Origin of the sequence: Plantactinospora sp. BC1 (genome assembly GCF_003030345.1) — a bacterium.
Classification (GTDB): Bacteria; Actinomycetota; Actinomycetes; order Mycobacteriales; family Micromonosporaceae; genus Plantactinospora.
In genome coordinates this window covers 1,939,184-1,956,038 of record NZ_CP028158.1, presented here as the reverse complement: position 1 = coordinate 1,956,038, position 16,855 = coordinate 1,939,184, and the positions used below count along the sequence as shown (strand labels likewise).

Here is a 16,855-nt window from a genome sequence, read left to right as displayed (position 1 = left end):
CGGAGGTGGGCCATGCTGACCGCGTACGTCGTGGTGGCCCTGCTGACGATCGTGGCCTGTGCCTGGAGTGCCGCCGTCGACCTGGCCCGGACGGAGTTCGTGCTCGCCAACTCCGCCCGGGTGGGTGTGCCGCCGTCCTGGCTGCCGCCGCTCGCCGCGCTGAAGGCCGCCGGGGCGGCCGGCCTGCTGCTCGGGCTGCTCGGGGTGCCGGTGGTGGGGCTCGCCGCGGCGACCGGCCTGGTGCTCTTCTTCGTCGGGGCGGTGACCGTGCACCTGCGGGCCCGGGTCCTCGACACCGTGGGGTACGCCGGCAGCTTCCTGGCGCTCGCCCTCGGCTGCCTGGTGCTGGGGATCGCGGTGTCCGGCTGAGCCGCTGCCGCTCGCGGCGCCACGACCTTGACAAGGCTGCCCGGGATCCAGAATTCTCAGTGGGTTGTATCGTTTCAGCCCGGTCGCGTTCGTCCCACCGGCAGGATCGGGTCGGACCCACATTGGAGACCCATGAGATCTCGAACCAGGGCAGGCCGGAGGTTCGCCTCGCTGTCGCGGGCGGCCGTCGCGGCCCTCTCGGTGACCGTGTTGCTGGTCGGCAGTCCGGCGGCGGTCACCGCCGGACCGGGCGGCGGCGGGCACGGCGCCGGCCCCCACCTCGAACGCCTCGACCGCGGACTCGTCGCGGTCGCCACCTCCGACGGGGTGTTCCTCAGCTGGCGGCTGCTCGGCGCCGAGGCGACCGGCCGCGGCCGTACCGGCCTGACCGGGGCCGACTTCGCGGTCTACCGGGACGGCCGGCGGATCGGCACCGTCACCGACAGCACCAACTATCTCGACCGGGCCGGCACCGGCACCGCCAGCTACCAGGTCGCGGCAGTGGTCCGGGGCCGGACGGGCGCCCGGAGCGCGGCCGTGACGGCGTGGGCCGAGGGGCACCGCGACCTGCCGCTGCGCAAGCCGGCCGACGGGGTGACCCCGACCGGTGAGGCGTACACCTACTCGGCGTCCGACCTGAGCGTCGGCGACGTCGACGGCGACGGGCAGTACGAGTACGTCGTCAAGTGGGATCCGTCGAACTCCAAGGACGTCTCCCAGGTCGGCTACACCGGCGAGGTCTACCTCGACACCTACGAACTCGACGGCACCCTGCTGCACCGCGTCTCGCTCGGGGTCAACATCCGGGCCGGGGCGCACTACACGCAGTTCCTGGTCTACGACTTCGACGGCGACAACCGGGCCGAGATGATGCTCAAGACCGCGCCCGGCACCAAGGTCACCCGGTACGACAAGCGCGGCCGGGTCGTCTCCGAGCGGTACGTCACGATGCCCCGCGAGGACGTCCGGGCCGGGTACGCGCACACCGACGACTACCGGCTGACCCCGGAGAAGTACCGGCAGAAGCTCGTCGACCTCTTCCTCGGCTGGCACCGGCACCCCGAGGTGGTCGCCGGGCGCTGGCCGGCCACCCTGGAGCAGGCGTTCGGGCTCGCCCCGACCTACACCTACCCGCTCTCCCGCCCCGACGCCGAGGCGCTGGTCGACCACTTCCTCGACGTCTACGCCCCGGCGCGCAGCGCCCGCAACGTGCTGCGGTCGTTCCAGGGCTTCATCGTGGACGGGCCGGAATACCTGACCGTCTTCGACGGGGCGACCGGCCGCGAGTTGCAGACCATCCACTACAAGCCCGGCCGGCACGACGACGGGCTGATGTGGGGCGACTACGCGATGAGCCGGATCGAGCCGGGCAACCGGGTGGACCGGTTCCTCGCCGGAGTGGCCTACCTGGACGGCCGGCACCCGTCGGCGGTCTTCGCCCGCGGCTACTACACCCGGGCCACCCTGGTCGCCTACCGCTGGGACGGCCGCCGGCTGCGCGAGGGCTGGTACGTCGACAGCGGCTGGGTGCCGATGAGCAACCCGTTCAACGACGGCCCGCACGGCCGGGAGGGCACCGACCCGGAGTACGGCACCCTGACCACCCAGGGCGCGCACTCGCTCAGCGTCGCCGACGTGGACGCCGACGGGAAGCAGGAGATCGTCTACGGTGGCGCCACCATCGACCACGACGGCAGCCTGCTCTACAGCTCCTACGGCGTCCTGCCGCCGGGCAGCGCCAATCCGGGCGCCCGGGCCAAGGTCGGGCACGGCGACGCGCTGCACGTCACCGACATCGACCCGGCCCGTCCCGGGCTGGAGATCTTCATGGTGCACGAGGGCGCGTCCGGGGCACCGTACGGCTACGCGCTGCGGGACGCCCGTACCGGTGAGGTGATCTACGGCGGCTACACCGGCGTGGACACCGGGCGGGGCATGGTCGGCGACGTCGTACCCGCCGAGCCGGGGTTGGAGACCTGGGCGACGGTGGTCGGCGGCCAGCCGGACGGGCCGGGCCTGCGTACCGCCGACGGCGACCTGCTCGGCACCGTCATCCCGGGCACCAACCAGAGCATCCGGTGGGCGGCCGACATGACCACCCAGATCGTCAACGGCGCCGGGGAGGTGACCCCGACCATCGACGACTGGCAGCGGGGCCGGCTGCTCACCGCCGAGGGGACCCGGACGAACAACGGGACGAAGGGCAACCCGGGGCTGGTCGCCGACGTCCTCGGGGACTGGCGTGAGGAGTTGCTGGTCCGCACGGTGGACAGTTCGGCGATCCGGATCTATCTGAGCACCGAGCTGACCGACCGCAAGCTCTACACGCTGATGCACGATCCGCAGTACCGGGTCGAGGTGGCCCGGCAGCAGACGACGTACAACCAGCCGTCGTACCCGAGCTTCTATCTGGGCTCGGACATCGACTGGTCCCGGGTGCCGCTGCCCGGCCGCTGACCGGCGGCGGGGCCACCCGAGCGACGCCGGACGGACCCGGCGCTCCACCCGGAGCGCCGGGTCCGCCGTCGTCCGGGGATTTCCGGGGTACCGGCGCGGCCGGGGGAACCGGGCGGCGGGGCCGCGGCTCGTCTGCGGTGGAGGTGGTCAACGATGCGCACCCGTCGCATGCTCGCCGCCGTCGCCGCGACCCTGGTCGCGCTGGCCGGCACCCTACTGCTCGCCCCGACGCCGGCCCAGGCCGGCAACTGGGCGGCCACCCTGCTGGATCCGCTGCCGGAGCGGCTGGAACCGGGCCGGGGCTACACCGTCGGGCTCTGGGTGCTCCAGCACGGTTTCCGCCCCTTCGAGGGTGATCTCGGCCGGGTGGCGTTGCGGCTGGAGGACGGGAAGGGCGGCTCGCTCTCCTTCCCGGCGTCGGCGCTGCCGGAGCCGGCGCACTACGCGGCGGCCGTCGCGGTGCCGCACGCCGGCGCCTGGACGGTGACCGCCGTACAGGGCCGGTTCACCGACTACCGGATCGGCACCCTCACCGTGCCCGGCGGGCTGGCGGTGCTCGGCGTGCCGGCGCCGCTGCGGGCGGACGAGACCGAGAGGTACTGGCCCGGCGCGATCCGGCCGCCGACGGTTCCGGTCGACCCGGACCGGGACCCGTTCGCGGTGGCCGCCCCGGCGCCGGTCGACGACCCGAGTGCCGCGGCCGGGGCGGCCGGATCGGAAGCCGCGCCGGATCGGGCGACGGGCACGTCCCGGCGTGCCCTGCTGGTCGCCGGCACGCTGCTGGCGGTGGCGCTCGCCGGGCTCGGACTCGTCGCCGGATACCGGTGGCGGCGGCCCCGCCGTGCCGACCGACCCAGCACCGTCTGACCGGGGGCCCGGACGGTCAGCCGGCCTGCTCCCCGCCGTGCCGGGACCGGGCGGCCTCGCCCCTGATCGGCAGCCAGTACGCCGGGATGAAGGCGGCGATCACGGCCACGCCGAAGAGCGGGAAGAACCCGCCGAGCGCGGTACCGGCGGCGATCCAGAAGAGGGCCAGCCGGAATCGTCGGGCGATCGAGGCGGCCACCGTCCGGTCGGTGCCGGGGTCGAGCAGTCCGGGTCGTCGGCGGACGTACTCCCAGATGACGTTGAACAGGATCGGGGCCGCCTCCAGGGTCAGGCCGTAGAAGACCACCGCGACCCGCTGGCCCTCGCCGTGGTGGAACGCGTCGGAGAGGACCGACGCGGCGAACGGCAGGAACGCGATGTCCATCAGCAGCAGCGTGTTGAGGAACAGCACGAGTCGGTCGACGGCCCGGATGTGGTCGAACATCACGTGGTGGTTGACCCAGACCTGGCCGATCAGCAGGAAGGTGATCCCGTAGGCCAGGAAGGACGGCCAGAGTGCGGTCAGGGCGTGTGACAGCCGCCCGAAGTCACCGGGTGGGTGGATCTCCAGGACGAGCAGGGTCACCGCGATCGCGAAGACGGCGTCGCTGAACGTCACCACCCGGCCCGGCTGCCGGGTCCCGCTGAACGCCCGGCCGCGCTGGCCGGCTGGCGGGGACTCGGACACGGCCGTCAACCCCTCGATGACCTGCGGAACCCTCCGCGCGAATCTGGCCCGACCGTAGCAGCGGGCCGGGTGCCGGGCCGGGCCTTCGACGGAATCCGTCCGCGCTCGGCTCAGTCCGGGTCGGGGAGCAGGCCCTGCTCGCGCAGTTGCTGGCAGTGCAGTTCCGGCGGCGGTTCCGGATCCCAGTCGGAGGCGCGGGGCCCCTCCGGGCCGTCCGGGCCGACCCGGACGAAGCGCTCGACCCGGGTCACCCGGCAGCGCACGCCCCGGATCTCGAACTCGTCCGTACGCGGCGCCTCGAACTCCTCCAGCGCCCGGGTGTACGCGGCCCGGATCTCCTCCAGCGACGCGTCCTCGTGCGGGACGATGTCGCTGAACCGGAAGGCGGCCGAGTCGCGGGCGGCCTGCGGCGTCGGGTACGTGCTGAACGACCGGGGTTGCCAGCTCCCGTGCACGTACTCGCCGATGGTGAAGCCGACCGGCAGCAGCACCACGTTCGGGTGGGTGACGAGTGCCCGGCGGGAGTCGGCCCGGACGTCGTCGGGGACGATGCCGGCCTTGTAGAACGCGGGGACCATCTCTATCCGCAGTAGCCCGTCGGAGAGGCCGGTACTCGCGGTCGGGTCGATGACGAAGCCCTCCTCCTGGGAGCGGACGCCGCGCGTCTTGCCCGGCGGGTACGGGTCCGGGTCGGTGGGCCGGGGTGGTTCGGGCCCGTCCGGCCCCATCCGGATGAACGGCTGGGCGCGGATGATCCGGTAACGCCGGCCGTGCACGGTGAGGTCGTCGACCACCTCCCAGTCGAGCAGCCGGATCGCCTCCCGGTATTCCCGGCGTCGCGTCGCGTGTCCGGCGGTCTCCGGCGTCTCGCTGAGCAGTCGGCGGAAGTGCGAGCCGAGGCCGTCCCGGCTGCCCTGCGGCTGGTCGCCGCTGAGGCTGAGGATCCGCCACCGGCCGGCCACCTCCTCGGCGTACCCGAAGACCGGCGCTCCCCACATCAGCTTCGGATAGGCGAGCGACCGGCGGCGCGCGTCGTCCTCGGAGACCGCCGACACCGGATCGTTCCGCTGCGTGATCCGGATCAGCAGATGATCCGGCACCTGCCTACCGTGATGAGTCATGCACGCAGTGTGCCCCGGTCGTACCCGATCCGCAGCCCACCGCGCTCGTACCGTCTTGGTACAGATGCGGCGGCGTCGGGGTGGGAGCGTGACCCGCCGACGCGGCGGGCGGAGGGCCCGGCCGGGCGGCCTTTCGCCGTCTCGGGCAGGCCGGACACCGAGATTGTCCTAGGATGCTTTACGGGGAGTGCGCCGCAGCACCCTCCCGACCCGACCACCCGCTTGGCCCGGGGACATCCCTTCGGGGCGAACACCGATGTGGACGCATCGACGGGCTTCCTAGGGTGGGGCCCATGTGCTCGGAGGGGGAGGAGACCAACGTGTCCATAAAGCTCGGTCGAGGCGCGCGGCGCCTGATGGTCGCGACGCTGGTGACCGCGATGCTCGGCGTCGCCGTCGCGCCACCGGCGTCGGCGTCCGTTGCCGTCGATAGTGGACGGTGGTTGCGGGTCGGCGTGACCGACCTGCACGCCCTCGGCATCACCGGGGTGCAGGGGCTGGCCCGGGACGGCGTACGCGACAGCTACGCCCGGGCCGGGACGGCAGACCTGGCCACGGGTGCGCCGGTACCCCGGGACGGGTACTTCCGGATCGGCAGCAACACCAAGACCTTCGCCGCGGTGGTGGTGCTGCAACTGGTCGGTGAGGGTCGGCTCCGGCTCGACGACACCGTCGACCGCTGGCTGCCCGGCGTGGTGGCGGGCAACGGCAACGACGGCCGGCGGATCACCGTCCGCCAGCTCCTACAGCACACCAGCGGCCTCTACAACTACACCCGGGACCTGCCCGGTCTCTCCTCCGCCGGGGGGTACGCCCGGCACCGGTTCGACCACTACGAGCCGGCCGAACTGGTGGCGCTCGCCATGGCGCACCCGCCGACGTTCGCCCCCGGCACGAGCTGGGACTACTCGAACACCAACTACATCCTGGCCGGGATGCTGATCGAGCGGGTGACCGGCCGGAGCTGGGCGGCCGAACTGCGGGACCGCATCCTGCGGCCGCTGCGGTTGACCGAGACCTCCACGCCGGGGGACCGGGCGTACCTGCCGGGGCCGCACGCCAGGGGCTACCAGCAGTGGGAGCCGGGTGGGCCGCTGGACGACACCACGCTGTTCAACACCACCATGGCCTACACGGCCGGCGATCTGGTCAGTACCCCGTCCGACCTGGTCCGCTTCTGGCAGGCCCTGCAACAGGGCCGGCTGCTCGCCCCGGCCCAGTTGGCCGAGATGCGGCGTACCGTGCTCGCCGAGACCTTCCAGGACTACCTGCCGGGCGCCCGTTACGGGCTCGGCGTCATGTGGGCGCCGAACGCCTGCGGCGGGTACTGGAGCCACGGCGGCGACGTACCGGGGATGAGTACGGTCAACGGCGCCACCACCGACGGCCGGCGGGTCGTCGTGCTCTCCCTGACCACCCAGTTGGCCGGGGACGAGGCCGCCATGGCGGTGTTGCGCCGCGCCGACGAGATCGTGGCGGACGCGGTCTGCGGCAGGCCGGCGGGGTAGTCACGCCGCGCCGACGCCGGTAGCCGGCGTGAGCCCGCCCGCCCCGCGACCCGTTGTGGTCGCGGGGCGGGCGGCTCTGTGTCGGGCCGGCGGTGACCTGCCGAGGTCGCATCGATCGGAATGGAAGCGTTGACGTGTCGGTAGCCCGCCGGTAACCTTTGGCCAACCTCTTGCAAGAACAGAACAGATCGATGCTCTGTTTACCACTGCCAAGCGGAACTTCCGTACAGCACCCGCTCCTCCCGCTGGTGGTCCTCCTCGGTCCAGAGAGGCCGGTGATGCGATCGGCATGCCCGCACCGGTCGGCCCGTCCCCGGTCCGACCCACGGCACCACTTCCACCGCGCTGACCCGGCACCGCCCCGGCCGCCCCGCCCGACCTTCCCGGCGCGGCCGGTCTGCCGACCACCCCCCGCCGCCGCGACGTGGCCCCCGCCACCCGCGGAACCGTCCCTCAGCGAAAAGGACAGTGATGAGACGCTCCGATCTGGTCCCGGCGACGGCGACGACGGTCGCCGCCGCCGTGATCGCCACCCTGGCGCTGTGGGTGCCCGCCGCGCACGCCGCCGGCCCGGCACAGCTCGCCCACCAACCGGCCGTCGCGGCCGACCCCGCCGGCCGACCGGACCCGGCCGCCGCCGTACTGGCCGAGGGCAACCTCGCCCAGGGCCGCCCCACCCAGGAGAGCGGCCACGCCGACGTCTACGACTCGTCCCGGGCCGTCGACGGCAACCAGGGCAGCTACTGGGAGAGCGTCAACAACGCCTTCCCGGAGTGGCTCCAGGTTGACCTCGGCTCGGCCGTCCCGGTCAACCGGGTCGTACTGAAGCTCCCGGCCGCCGGCTGGGGCACCCGTACCCAGACGCTGAGCGTGCAGGGGAGTACCAACGGGTCGTCCTTCGGTGACCTGGCCGCGTCCCGGACGTACACCTTCAACCCGGCGGTCGACGCCAACTCGGTGACGATCACGTTCGGGCAGGCCAGCACCCGCTACCTGCGGATCACCATCACCGCCAACAGCGGCTGGCCGGCCGGGCAGCTCTCCGAACTGGAGGTCTACGGCCCGGACGGTGGCGGCGGCACCGACACCACCCCGCCGGCCGTGCCCGGCACGCTCGGCTTCACCCAGTCCGGTACGACGATCGCGCTGAGCTGGGGCGCCTCGACCGACAACCCCGGCGGCAGCGGCCTGGCCGGCTACAACGTCTACCGCAACGGTGCCCAGGTCGCCTCGCTCGGCAACGTGACCAGCTTCAACGACACCCAGCCCACCAACACCACCGTGTCGTACTTCGTCCGGGCCCGGGACGTGGCCGGCAACCTCTCCGGCAACAGCAACACCGTCACCCGGACCGGCAGCCAACAGCCCGGCTGTGTCAACGTCGCCCGGGGCAGGCCGGCCACCGCCAGCGGCTCCACCTTCACCTTCGTACCGGCGAACGCCGTCGACGGCTCGCTCGGCACGTACTGGGAGGGGGCGCCCGGCTATCCGCAGACCCTGACGGTGGCGCTCGGCGCCAACCACGCGATCACGGCGGTGCAGGTGAAGCTGAACCCGGATCCCGCCTGGGGCACCCGTACCCAGAACTTCCAGGTGCTCGGCCGGGACCAGGCCGCGACCACCTACACCAGCCTGGTGCCGGCGGCGAACTACCAGTTCGTGGCGGGCAGCAACGCGGTGGTGGTCCCGGTCAGCGCGACCACGGCGGACGTGCAGCTCCGGTTCAACTCCAACACCGGTGCCCCGTCCGGCCAGGTCGCCGAGCTGGAGGTCTGCGGCACCCCCGCGCCCAACCCGGACCTGGTGGTCACCTCGACCAGCTGGACGCCGGCCGCGCCGAGCGAGACCACCCCGGTCACCCTCTCGGCAACGGTCCGCAACAGCGGCTCGGCGGCGGCCGCGGCGACCACGGTCAACATCAGCCTCGGCGGCACCGTCGCCGGCAGCGCCCCGGTGCCCGCGCTGGCCGCCGGTGCCTCGGCCACGGTCACGGTGAACGCCGGTACCCGGCCGATGGGCAGCTATCCGGTCGTCGCCGTGGTCGACCCGACCAACACGATCGTCGAGCAGAACGACGCCAACAACAGCTTCACCGCCCCGTCACCGCTGGTCGTCGGCCAGGCGCCCGGCCCGGACCTCCAGGTGACCGGGATCGCCTCGAACCCGCCGAACCCGGCGGTCGGGGCGGCGGTGACCTTCACGGTCTCGGTGCAGAACCGGGGTACCGCCGCGACCGGCGCCACCACGGTCACCCGGGTCACGGTCGGCGGCACCACGCTGAACACCAACACCCCGTCGATCGCGGCGGGTGCAACCAGCACCGTGGCGATCAGCGGTAGCTGGACCGCGACCAGTGGCGGGGCCACCATCACCGCCACCGCCGACGCGACGAACGTGGTCGCGGAGACGAACGAGGGCAACAACGTACGCACCCAGTCGATCGTCGTCGGGCGCGGTGCGGCGCTGCCGTACGTGTCGTACGAGGCGGAGGCCGGCCGTTACCAGGGCACCCTGCTGGAGGCCGATCCGCTGCGTACCTTCGGGCACACCAACTTCGCCACCGAGTCCTCGGGGCGCAGGTCGGTGCGGCTGAACAGCACCGGTCAGTTCGTCGAGTTCACCTCGACCAACGCGGCGAACTCGATCGTGGTGCGCAACTCCATCCCGGACGCGCCGGGCGGCGGCGGCATCGAGGCCACCATCAGCCTGTACGTCAACGACACCTTCCTGCGCAAGCTGACCCTCTCCTCCCCGCACAGCTGGCTGTACGGCAACACCGACGACCCCGAGGGGCTGTCGAACAGCCCGGGTGGCGACGCCCGGCGGCTCTTCGACGAGGCGAACGCGCTGCTGGCCCAGTCGTACCCGGCCGGCACCCGGTTCCGGCTCCAGCGGGACGCGGGCGACACGGCGGCGTTCTACATCATCGACCTGGTCGACCTGGAGCAGGTCGCCCCGGCGACCAGCCAGCCGGCCGGTTGCACGTCGATCACCCAGTACGGCGCGGTGCCGAACGACGGGCTGGACGACACCGCCGCGATCCAGCGGGCGGTCACCGACGACCAGAACGGTGTGATCGGCTGTGTCTGGATCCCGCCGGGGCAGTGGCGCCAGGAGCAGAAGATCCTCACCGACGACCCGCTGAACCGGGGGCAGTGGAACCAGGTCGGGATCAGCAACGTCACCATCCGGGGTGCCGGGATGTGGCACTCGCAGCTCTACACGCTGACCGAACCGCACCTGGTGGTCGGCGGGATCAACCACCCGCACGAGGGGAACTTCGGCTTCGACATCGACGCCAACACCCAGATCTCGGACATCGCCATCTTCGGCTCGGGCCGGATCCGGGGCGGGCCGGGCGGTGCCGAGGGCGGCGTCGGGCTCAACGGCCGGTTCGGCGTGGGTACCCGGATCAGCAACGTCTGGATCGAGCACGCCAACGTCGGCGTCTGGGTGGGCCGGGACTACGAGAACATCCCGGCGCTCTGGGGTCCCGGCGACGGGCTGGAGTTCACCGGGATGCGGATCCGCAACACGTACGCCGACGGGATCAACTTCACCAACGGCACCCGGAACTCGCGGGTCTTCAACTCGTCGTTCCGGAACACCGGCGACGACGCGCTGGCGGTCTGGGCCAGCCGCTACGTCCGGGACACCTCGGTCGACATCGGCCACTCCAACGCCTTCGTCAACAACACGATCCAGCTTCCGTGGCGGGCCAACGGCATCGCGGTCTACGGCGGGTACGGCAACCGGATCGAGAACAACCTGATCTACGACACGATGAACTACCCGGGGATCATGCTCGCCACCGACCATGACCCGCTGCCGTTCTCCGGGCAGACGCTGATCGCCAACAACGGGCTCTACCGCACGGGTGGCGCCTTCTGGGGCGAGCAGCAGAAGTTCGGGGCGATCACGCTCTTCCCGGCGACCCGGGACATCGTCGGGGTCACCATCCGGGACACCGAGATCGTCGACTCGACGTACGACGGCATCCAGTTCAAGACCGGTGGCGGCAACATGCCGGGCGTCGTGATCAGCAACGTCCGGATCGACCGGTCCAACAACGGGGCCGGGATCCTGGCGATGAACGGGGCGCGCGGCAGCGCGACGCTGTCGAACGTGACCATCACCAACTCGGCCACCGGCAACATCGTGGTCGAGCCGGGGTCGAGTTTCACCATCACCGGTGCGCAGCCGGCCCTCCGGCAACCGCGCAGGCCGGCCGTCGACTGAACCTGCTCCCAGGGCATCAGCTCCGGGCCTGACCGGCCACGGGCGTGCCTCCCGGGTACCGCACCGGGAGCCGCCCGTGGCCGGTCGGCGCATTCTCCCGGGCCGGCCGGGGTGGCCTCCGCACCCCGGGCCGGTCGGTGGGGCCGTAACCTGGGCGGATGATCCGCACCCTGGCCGTGCAGAACTACCGGTCGCTGCGCAGCCTGGTGGTGGAGCTGGGCCGGCTGACGGTGGTGACCGGGGCGAACGGCACCGGCAAGTCGAGCCTGTACCGGGCGTTGCGGCTGCTGGCCGACTCGGCCCGCAACGGGGCGGTCGCGGCGCTGGCCCGGAAGGGCGGGTTGTCGTCGACGCTCTGGGCGGGGTCGGAGACGATCGGCCGGGCGGTCCGGGCCGGTGAGCATCCGGTGCAGGGGACGGTCCGGCGCGGCCCGGTCAGCCTGCGCCTCGGCTTCGCCGGGGACGATTTCGGGTACGCCGTCGACTTCGGGCTGCCTCCGCCGTCGAAGGACTCTGCCTTCACCCGGGATCCGGAGGTGAAGCGGGAGGCGGTCTGGTCCGGGCCGCTGCTGCGCCCGTCGACGCTGCTGGCCGAGCGCGCCGGTACCGCGTTGCGGATCCGTGACGGCCGCTCGTGGCTGGCGGTGCCGGACGCGGTGCACCCGTTCGACAGCATGCTCAGCGAGTACACCGATCCGCAGCGCGCCCCGGAGCTGCTCACCGTACGGGAGCGGATCCGGTCGTGGCGCTTCTACGACCAGCCGCGTACCGACATGGCCGCGCCGGCCCGGCAGCCGCAGGTCGGTACCCGGACCCCGGTGCTCGGCCCGGACGGTGCCGACCTGGCCGCCGCGTTGCAGACGATCCGGGAGACCGGCGACGCCGCGGCGCTGGCCTCCGCCGTCGACGCGGCGTTTCCCGGCACCGAACTGACGATCGGGGTCGAGTCCGGGCGGTTCGAGGTGCGGCTGCACCAGCCGGGCCTGCTGCGCCCGCTCGGCGGTGCCGAACTCTCCGACGGCACGCTGCGGTACCTGCTCTGGGTCGCCGCGCTGCTCAGCCCGCGACCGCCGGCGCTGCTGGTGCTCAACGAGCCGGAGACGAGCCTGCATCCGGAGCTGCTGCGGCCGCTGGCCGGGCTGATCCTGGCCGGCTCGGCACGTACCCAGGTGGTGGTGGTCAGCCACTCCCGGGCGTTGACCGGCGCGCTGGAGCACGACGCGGCCGAACTGAGCACGATCGAGCTGGTGAAGGAGTTCGGCGAGACCCGGGTCGCCGGACGGGGCCGGCTGGACGAGCCGGCCTGGCAGTGGCCGAAGCGTTAGGGAGCGGGCGGTGGTGGCCCGGACGACGGGGGAGGTAGCGACGTGTCGATGCGGGGTACCGCGAGCTATGCCGGGGTGACCGGGCTGCCGCCGCTCGTCTCGGCGGCGGTGGCGCTCGCCGAGGAGCTGGAGTTCGGATGCTCGTGCCGGCTGGAACAGGGGCGGTTGCTGACCGCGCTGGCGGCCGGCGCGACCACCGCCATCGGCGAGACCGGTACGGGCTGCGGTGTCGGGTTGGCCTGGCTGGTCGCCGGCCGGCGGCCCGGGGTCCGGGTGGTCAGCGTCGAGCGGGACGCCGAGCGGGCCGAGCGGGTGGCCGGGCTCTTCGCCGATGTGCCGGGGGTCGAGGTGGTCTCCGGCGACTGGACGCGCATCGAGGGGTACGGCCCGTTCGACCTGCTGGTCCTCGACGGCGGTGGTAACGGCAAGCAGGGTGCGGCGGCGGATCCCGAGCGGCTGCTCCGGCCGGCCGGGTCGGTGGTGGTCGACGACTTCACCCCGCTGACCGGGTGGCCGCCGATGCTCGGTCCGGCTCCGGATGCCGCCCGGCTGGGCTGGCTCGACCATCCGGCGCTGCTCGCCACCGAGGTGCGGCTGGCCCCGGACCTCTCGACGGTGATCGGTACCCGCCGCCCCTGAACCGCGCGAGCCACCTCCCGGACCGTGCGGCCCGGGGTGACGGCACCGGCCGGTCCGTTCGGTCCGATCTCGCGCTGGCGCGGAGACTATCTCGTCTGCTTATCATAAGCGTTAGTCGATGTCTTCGACGAGCGTCAGCCGCCGCCGGGTCCGCCGGGGTGCCGGCCACGAAGGGTCTAGAGTTTCGCCGTGAAGCGCACCTCCAGGGACATCCGGATCGCCAACCGTTTCGAGGTGCTGCGCCGGATCATCGGCGCGCCGATGGTGTCGCGGCAGCAGATCGCCCAGGACACCGGGCTCAGCCTCGCCACCGCCGCCAACCTGATCGGCGAGCTGCTGGAGCTGGGGCTGCTGGTCGAGGTGGGCTACCAGGACTCCGGCGGCGGGCGGCCCCGGGGTGTGGTCTCGGTCAACCCGGCCGGCGGCGCGCTGGTCGGCGTCGACGTGGCCGAGACGTACGTGCACGTCGACCTCTTCGACGCCGGGCTGGGGGTGCTGGCCAGCGTCGAGGAGGAGCTGCACCGGACGGAGAACCGGCCCGAGCAGGTGGTGGCGCACATCGCCTCGGCGGTCCGGGCGGCCTTCGCCGAGGGCGGCGTCGACCCGGAGCGGGTGCTCGGGGTCGGGGTCAGCGTGCCCGGCCAGGTCGACCGCGAGGGCGGGGTCTCGGTGTACGCCCCGAACTGGGACTGGCACGACGTACCGCTGCGCGACCTGCTCGCCGGTTCGCTGGACCTGCCGCTCTATCTGGACAACCCGCTGCGCGCCTGCGTCGTCGCCGAGCTGTGGTTCGGGGCCGGCCGGGGGCGCGACGACGTGGTGGTGGTCAACCTCGGCACCGGGGTCGGCGCCGGGCTGGCCTTCGGCGGGGCGCTCTACCGGGGCGCCACCAACAGTGCGGGGGAGTGGGGGCACACCACCCTGGTGGTCGACGGGCGGCTCTGCCACTGCGGCAGCCGTGGCTGCGTCGAGACGTACGTGGGTGCCCCCGGCATCATGCAGACACTGCGCGACCTGGCGCCGAACAGTCCACTGCTGCACCCCGAGGACCAGACCGCGACCGTCGAGGCGCTCGCCGCCGGGGTCGCCGCCGGAGATCCGGTGGCTGCCAAGGTGGTCACCGAGACCGCCCGCTATCTCGGCGTCGCCGTCGCCGACCTCGTCAACCTGGTCAACCCGGAGGTGATCGTGCTCAGCAGCTGGGTCGCGGCCCGGCTCGGCGAGGCGCTGCTGGCGGAGGTCCGGGCGGTGGTGGCCCAGCACGCGCTGAGCCGGCCGCTGGCGGCGACCGAGATCACGCTCTGCCGGATCCCCGGCAACCCGGTCAGCCTCGGGGCGGCGACCTTCGCCCTCAAGCGCTTCCTCGCCGGCATCGGCACCACCGCCGGGGGCCTCATCCGGCAACGCTGACCGCCCGGCACCGCCGTGGGCCGGGAACCGGTCCGATCGCCGCCGCCGATCGGCTGCCGTGCCGCTCGACCCGTGCTACTCGGCCGCCGTCCGGGCGCGATGCGCTCCGTTCCCGGCGGACGCCGGGCCGGTCAACCCGTGCGGAGCACGGCGAAGCCGCGCGGGGGAATCCGGACGCCGCCCGGTCAACCCGCGCGGAGCACGGCGAAGCCGCGTGGCGGGATCCGGACGCCGCCCGGCGCCGGCTCGGCACCGCACAGCACCCGGCCGTCGACGGTGACCTCGACCGGGCCGTCGGTGTCGTTGGCCAGGAAGGTGTAGCGGCGACCGTCGGGATGCCGGCGTTGCACCGCCTCGATCCCGGGCGGCGGGGCGGCCAGCACCGGCACCACCCCGGCCTCGCCGGCCAGCCGGGTCAGCAGCCGGCCGAGGTCGGCGTCGGCCAGATGGGTACCGAGGTAGTGGGCGGTGCCCCGGCCGTGCCGCCGACGGGTCAGCGCCGCAGCGCCGGCCAGCGGTCCGGCGGCGTACGTCAGCAGCACCTCGGCCGTCTCCGCCGTCGCCATCTCCGTCCACAGTCGACCGTACGTGCCGTCGCCGAGCGGCACCCGCTGGCCCTCGTCGAGTGGGAAGAACTCCTCGACCCGTACGCCGAGCAGTTCGGCCCAGGCGCCGTACCCGCCGAGCCGGATCCGGTCGTCGGAGTCGACCACCCCGGCGTACGGGCCGATCAGCACGGTGCCGCCGTCGGCGACGTACCGGGTCAGGTTCTCGGCGTCGGCGTCGCTGACCAGGTGCAGTGCCGGGACCAGCACCAGCCGGTACCGGCCGAGGTCGCCGCCGGGTCGGGCGAAGTCACAGGTGACGGTGGCGGTACGCAGCACCCGGTGCCACTGCTCCAGCAACGCCACCGGTTCGGCGTCCACGCTCGGCTGGCTGGGGTGCTGCTGCGCCCAGATGCTCGGCCAGTCGAGCAGTACGGCGACGTCGGCGACCACCTCGCTGCCGACGATCTCGGCCAGCTCGTCGAGTTCGGCGCCGAGCGCCACCACCTCGCGCCAGACCTTGGTGTCGGTGCCGGCGTGCGGCACCATGCCGGAGTGCCACTTCTCGGCGCCGGACCGGGAGGCCCGCCACTGGAAGTAGAGCACCGAGTCGGCGCCCCGGGCGACGTGTGCCAGCGAGTCCCGGCGCAGTCGTCCGGGCGGCTTGGCGAGGTTGCGCGGCTGCCAGTTGACGGCGCTGGCGGCGTGCTCCATCAGCGCCCAGGGCCGGCCGCCGGCCAGTGACCGGGCCAGGTCGGCGATGAAGGCGAGGTCGGCGTACGGGTCGGCACGGTCGGCGCTCAGGTAGTGGTCCATGGCGACCACGTCGACCTCGCCGGCCCAGGCCCAGAAGTCCACACTCCACCGGTCGACCAGGAAGTTCGTCGTCACCGGTACGCCCGGACTGAGCCGGCGCAGCACGTCGCGTTCGGCCCGGTAGCAGTCGAGCAGTTCGGCGGAGGAGAAGCGGTGGAAGTCGAGCTGCTGGGTGGGGTTGGTGAAGCTCGGGGTCTGCCGGGGCGGCAGGATCTGCGCCCAGTCGGTGTAGCGCTGCGACCAGAACGCGGTGCCCCAGGCGGCGTTGAGCGCGTCCAGGGTGGCGTAGCGGTCGCGCAGCCAGCTCCGGAACGCCTCGGCGGAGGTGTCGCACCAGCAGCGGGCGACGTGGCAGCCGTACTCGTTGTTGACGTGCCACATGGCCAGCGCCGGGTGGTCGGCGTAGCGGGTGGCGAGCCGTTCGACCAGGGCCACGGCCGCCGCCCGGTACGCCGGTGAGCTGGGGCAGTACGCCTGCCGGCTGCCCCACCAGAGCCGGCTGCCGTCCGGGCCGACCGGCAGCGACTCGGGGTGGGCGTGGCTGAACCAGGGCGGCGGGGCGGCGGTGGCGGTGGCCAGGTCGACGGCGACGCCGTGCCGGGCGAGCAGGTCGAGTAGGCGGTCGAGCCAGTCGAAGTCGTAGCGGCCGGGTTCGGTCTCCAGCATCGCCCAGCCGAAGACGCCGACGGTGACCAGGCCGACCCGCGCGTCCTGCATCAGCCGGACGTCGGAGGTCCAGACCTGCTCCGGCCACTGCTCGGCGTTGTAGTCGCCGCCGAAGGCGAAGCCGGGCAGGGCCGGGAGATCGAAGGCCATGCCTAGATCGTCCGATCTGGACGGCGGGGCGTCAACCGGCCACAGAGGCTTATTC

At 73.0% G+C, this 16,855-nt stretch carries 11 protein-coding genes; 8 read left to right on the top strand and 3 right to left on the bottom strand.

Annotated elements, in window-relative coordinates; genetic code table 11:
- Nucleotides 1-12: 12 nt before the first annotated feature.
- From C6361_RS08285 to C6361_RS08275, 3 genes are all read left to right on the top strand, one after another.
- Nucleotides 13-369 carry a DoxX family protein gene (locus tag C6361_RS08285; protein ID WP_107256878.1) on the top strand — a complete coding sequence of 119 codons (357 nt, stop codon included), beginning with the start codon at nucleotides 13-15 and terminating at the stop codon, nucleotides 367-369.
- Between the two features lie 132 nt (nucleotides 370-501).
- Complete coding sequence (locus tag C6361_RS08280) at nucleotides 502-2,826, top strand: rhamnogalacturonan lyase (protein WP_107267356.1); 2,325 nt, start codon at nucleotides 502-504, stop codon at nucleotides 2,824-2,826.
- A 153-nt stretch (nucleotides 2,827-2,979) separates the two neighbouring features.
- Nucleotides 2,980-3,693: a hypothetical protein gene (locus tag C6361_RS08275; RefSeq protein WP_159079241.1), complete on the top strand. Its 714-nt coding sequence runs from the start codon at nucleotides 2,980-2,982 to the stop codon at nucleotides 3,691-3,693.
- A 16-nt stretch (nucleotides 3,694-3,709) separates the two neighbouring features.
- Here C6361_RS08275 and C6361_RS08270 read toward each other — a convergent pair whose 3' ends face one another.
- Complete coding sequence (locus C6361_RS08270) at nucleotides 3,710-4,381, bottom strand: TMEM175 family protein (RefSeq protein ID WP_107256873.1); 672 nt, start codon at nucleotides 4,379-4,381, stop codon at nucleotides 3,710-3,712.
- Between the two features lie 110 nt (nucleotides 4,382-4,491).
- A complete protein-coding gene (locus C6361_RS08265) occupies nucleotides 4,492-5,481 on the bottom strand; it encodes a DUF5954 family protein (RefSeq protein ID WP_234359403.1) in 990 nt (329 codons plus the stop codon).
- A gap of 341 nt (nucleotides 5,482-5,822) precedes the next feature.
- Between C6361_RS08265 and C6361_RS08260 the strand changes: the two genes are divergently transcribed.
- The 5 genes from C6361_RS08260 to C6361_RS08240 all read left to right on the top strand — a co-directional run bounded on the left by C6361_RS08260 (nucleotide 5,823) and on the right by C6361_RS08240 (nucleotide 14,623).
- Nucleotides 5,823-7,010: a serine hydrolase gene (locus C6361_RS08260; RefSeq protein WP_234359402.1), complete on the top strand. Its 1,188-nt coding sequence runs from the start codon at nucleotides 5,823-5,825 to the stop codon at nucleotides 7,008-7,010.
- Nucleotides 7,011-7,481: 471 nt separating this feature from the next.
- Nucleotides 7,482-11,249 carry a CARDB domain-containing protein gene (locus C6361_RS08255; RefSeq protein ID WP_107267352.1) on the top strand — a complete coding sequence of 1,256 codons (3,768 nt, stop codon included), beginning with the start codon at nucleotides 7,482-7,484 and terminating at the stop codon, nucleotides 11,247-11,249.
- 158 nt (nucleotides 11,250-11,407) lie between these two features.
- Nucleotides 11,408-12,574, top strand: a complete 1,167-nt coding sequence (locus tag C6361_RS08250; protein WP_107267351.1) for an AAA family ATPase — start codon at nucleotides 11,408-11,410, stop codon at nucleotides 12,572-12,574.
- Between the two features lie 48 nt (nucleotides 12,575-12,622).
- Nucleotides 12,623-13,213, top strand: a complete 591-nt coding sequence (locus C6361_RS08245) for an SAM-dependent methyltransferase (RefSeq protein ID WP_199853294.1) — start codon at nucleotides 12,623-12,625, stop codon at nucleotides 13,211-13,213.
- 189 nt (nucleotides 13,214-13,402) lie between these two features.
- A complete protein-coding gene (locus C6361_RS08240; RefSeq protein ID WP_107256861.1) occupies nucleotides 13,403-14,623 on the top strand; it encodes an ROK family protein in 1,221 nt (406 codons plus the stop codon).
- 185 nt (nucleotides 14,624-14,808) lie between these two features.
- Here the strand turns inward: C6361_RS08240 and C6361_RS08235 are convergent, their stop codons facing one another.
- Nucleotides 14,809-16,800 carry a beta-galactosidase gene (locus C6361_RS08235; protein WP_107267349.1) on the bottom strand — a complete coding sequence of 664 codons (1,992 nt, stop codon included), beginning with the start codon at nucleotides 16,798-16,800 and terminating at the stop codon, nucleotides 14,809-14,811.
- Between the last annotated feature and the right edge of the window lie 55 nt (nucleotides 16,801-16,855).

Bases quoted from the DNA above. Each gene is read 5' to 3' on its own strand.
- C6361_RS08275 (WP_159079241.1), top strand. From the start codon at position 2,980: ATGCGCACCCGTCGCATGCTCGCCGCCGTCGCCGCGACCCTGGTCGCG.
- C6361_RS08285 (WP_107256878.1), top strand. From the start codon at position 13: ATGCTGACCGCGTACGTCGTGGTGGCCCTGCTGACGATCGTGGCCTGT.
- C6361_RS08280 (WP_107267356.1), top strand. From the start codon at position 502: ATGAGATCTCGAACCAGGGCAGGCCGGAGGTTCGCCTCGCTGTCGCGG.
- C6361_RS08255 (WP_107267352.1), top strand. From the start codon at position 7,482: ATGAGACGCTCCGATCTGGTCCCGGCGACGGCGACGACGGTCGCCGCC.
- C6361_RS08235 (WP_107267349.1), bottom strand. From the start codon at position 16,800: ATGGCCTTCGATCTCCCGGCCCTGCCCGGCTTCGCCTTCGGCGGCGAC.
- C6361_RS08250 (WP_107267351.1), top strand. From the start codon at position 11,408: ATGATCCGCACCCTGGCCGTGCAGAACTACCGGTCGCTGCGCAGCCTG.
- C6361_RS08245 (WP_199853294.1), top strand. From the start codon at position 12,623: ATGCGGGGTACCGCGAGCTATGCCGGGGTGACCGGGCTGCCGCCGCTC.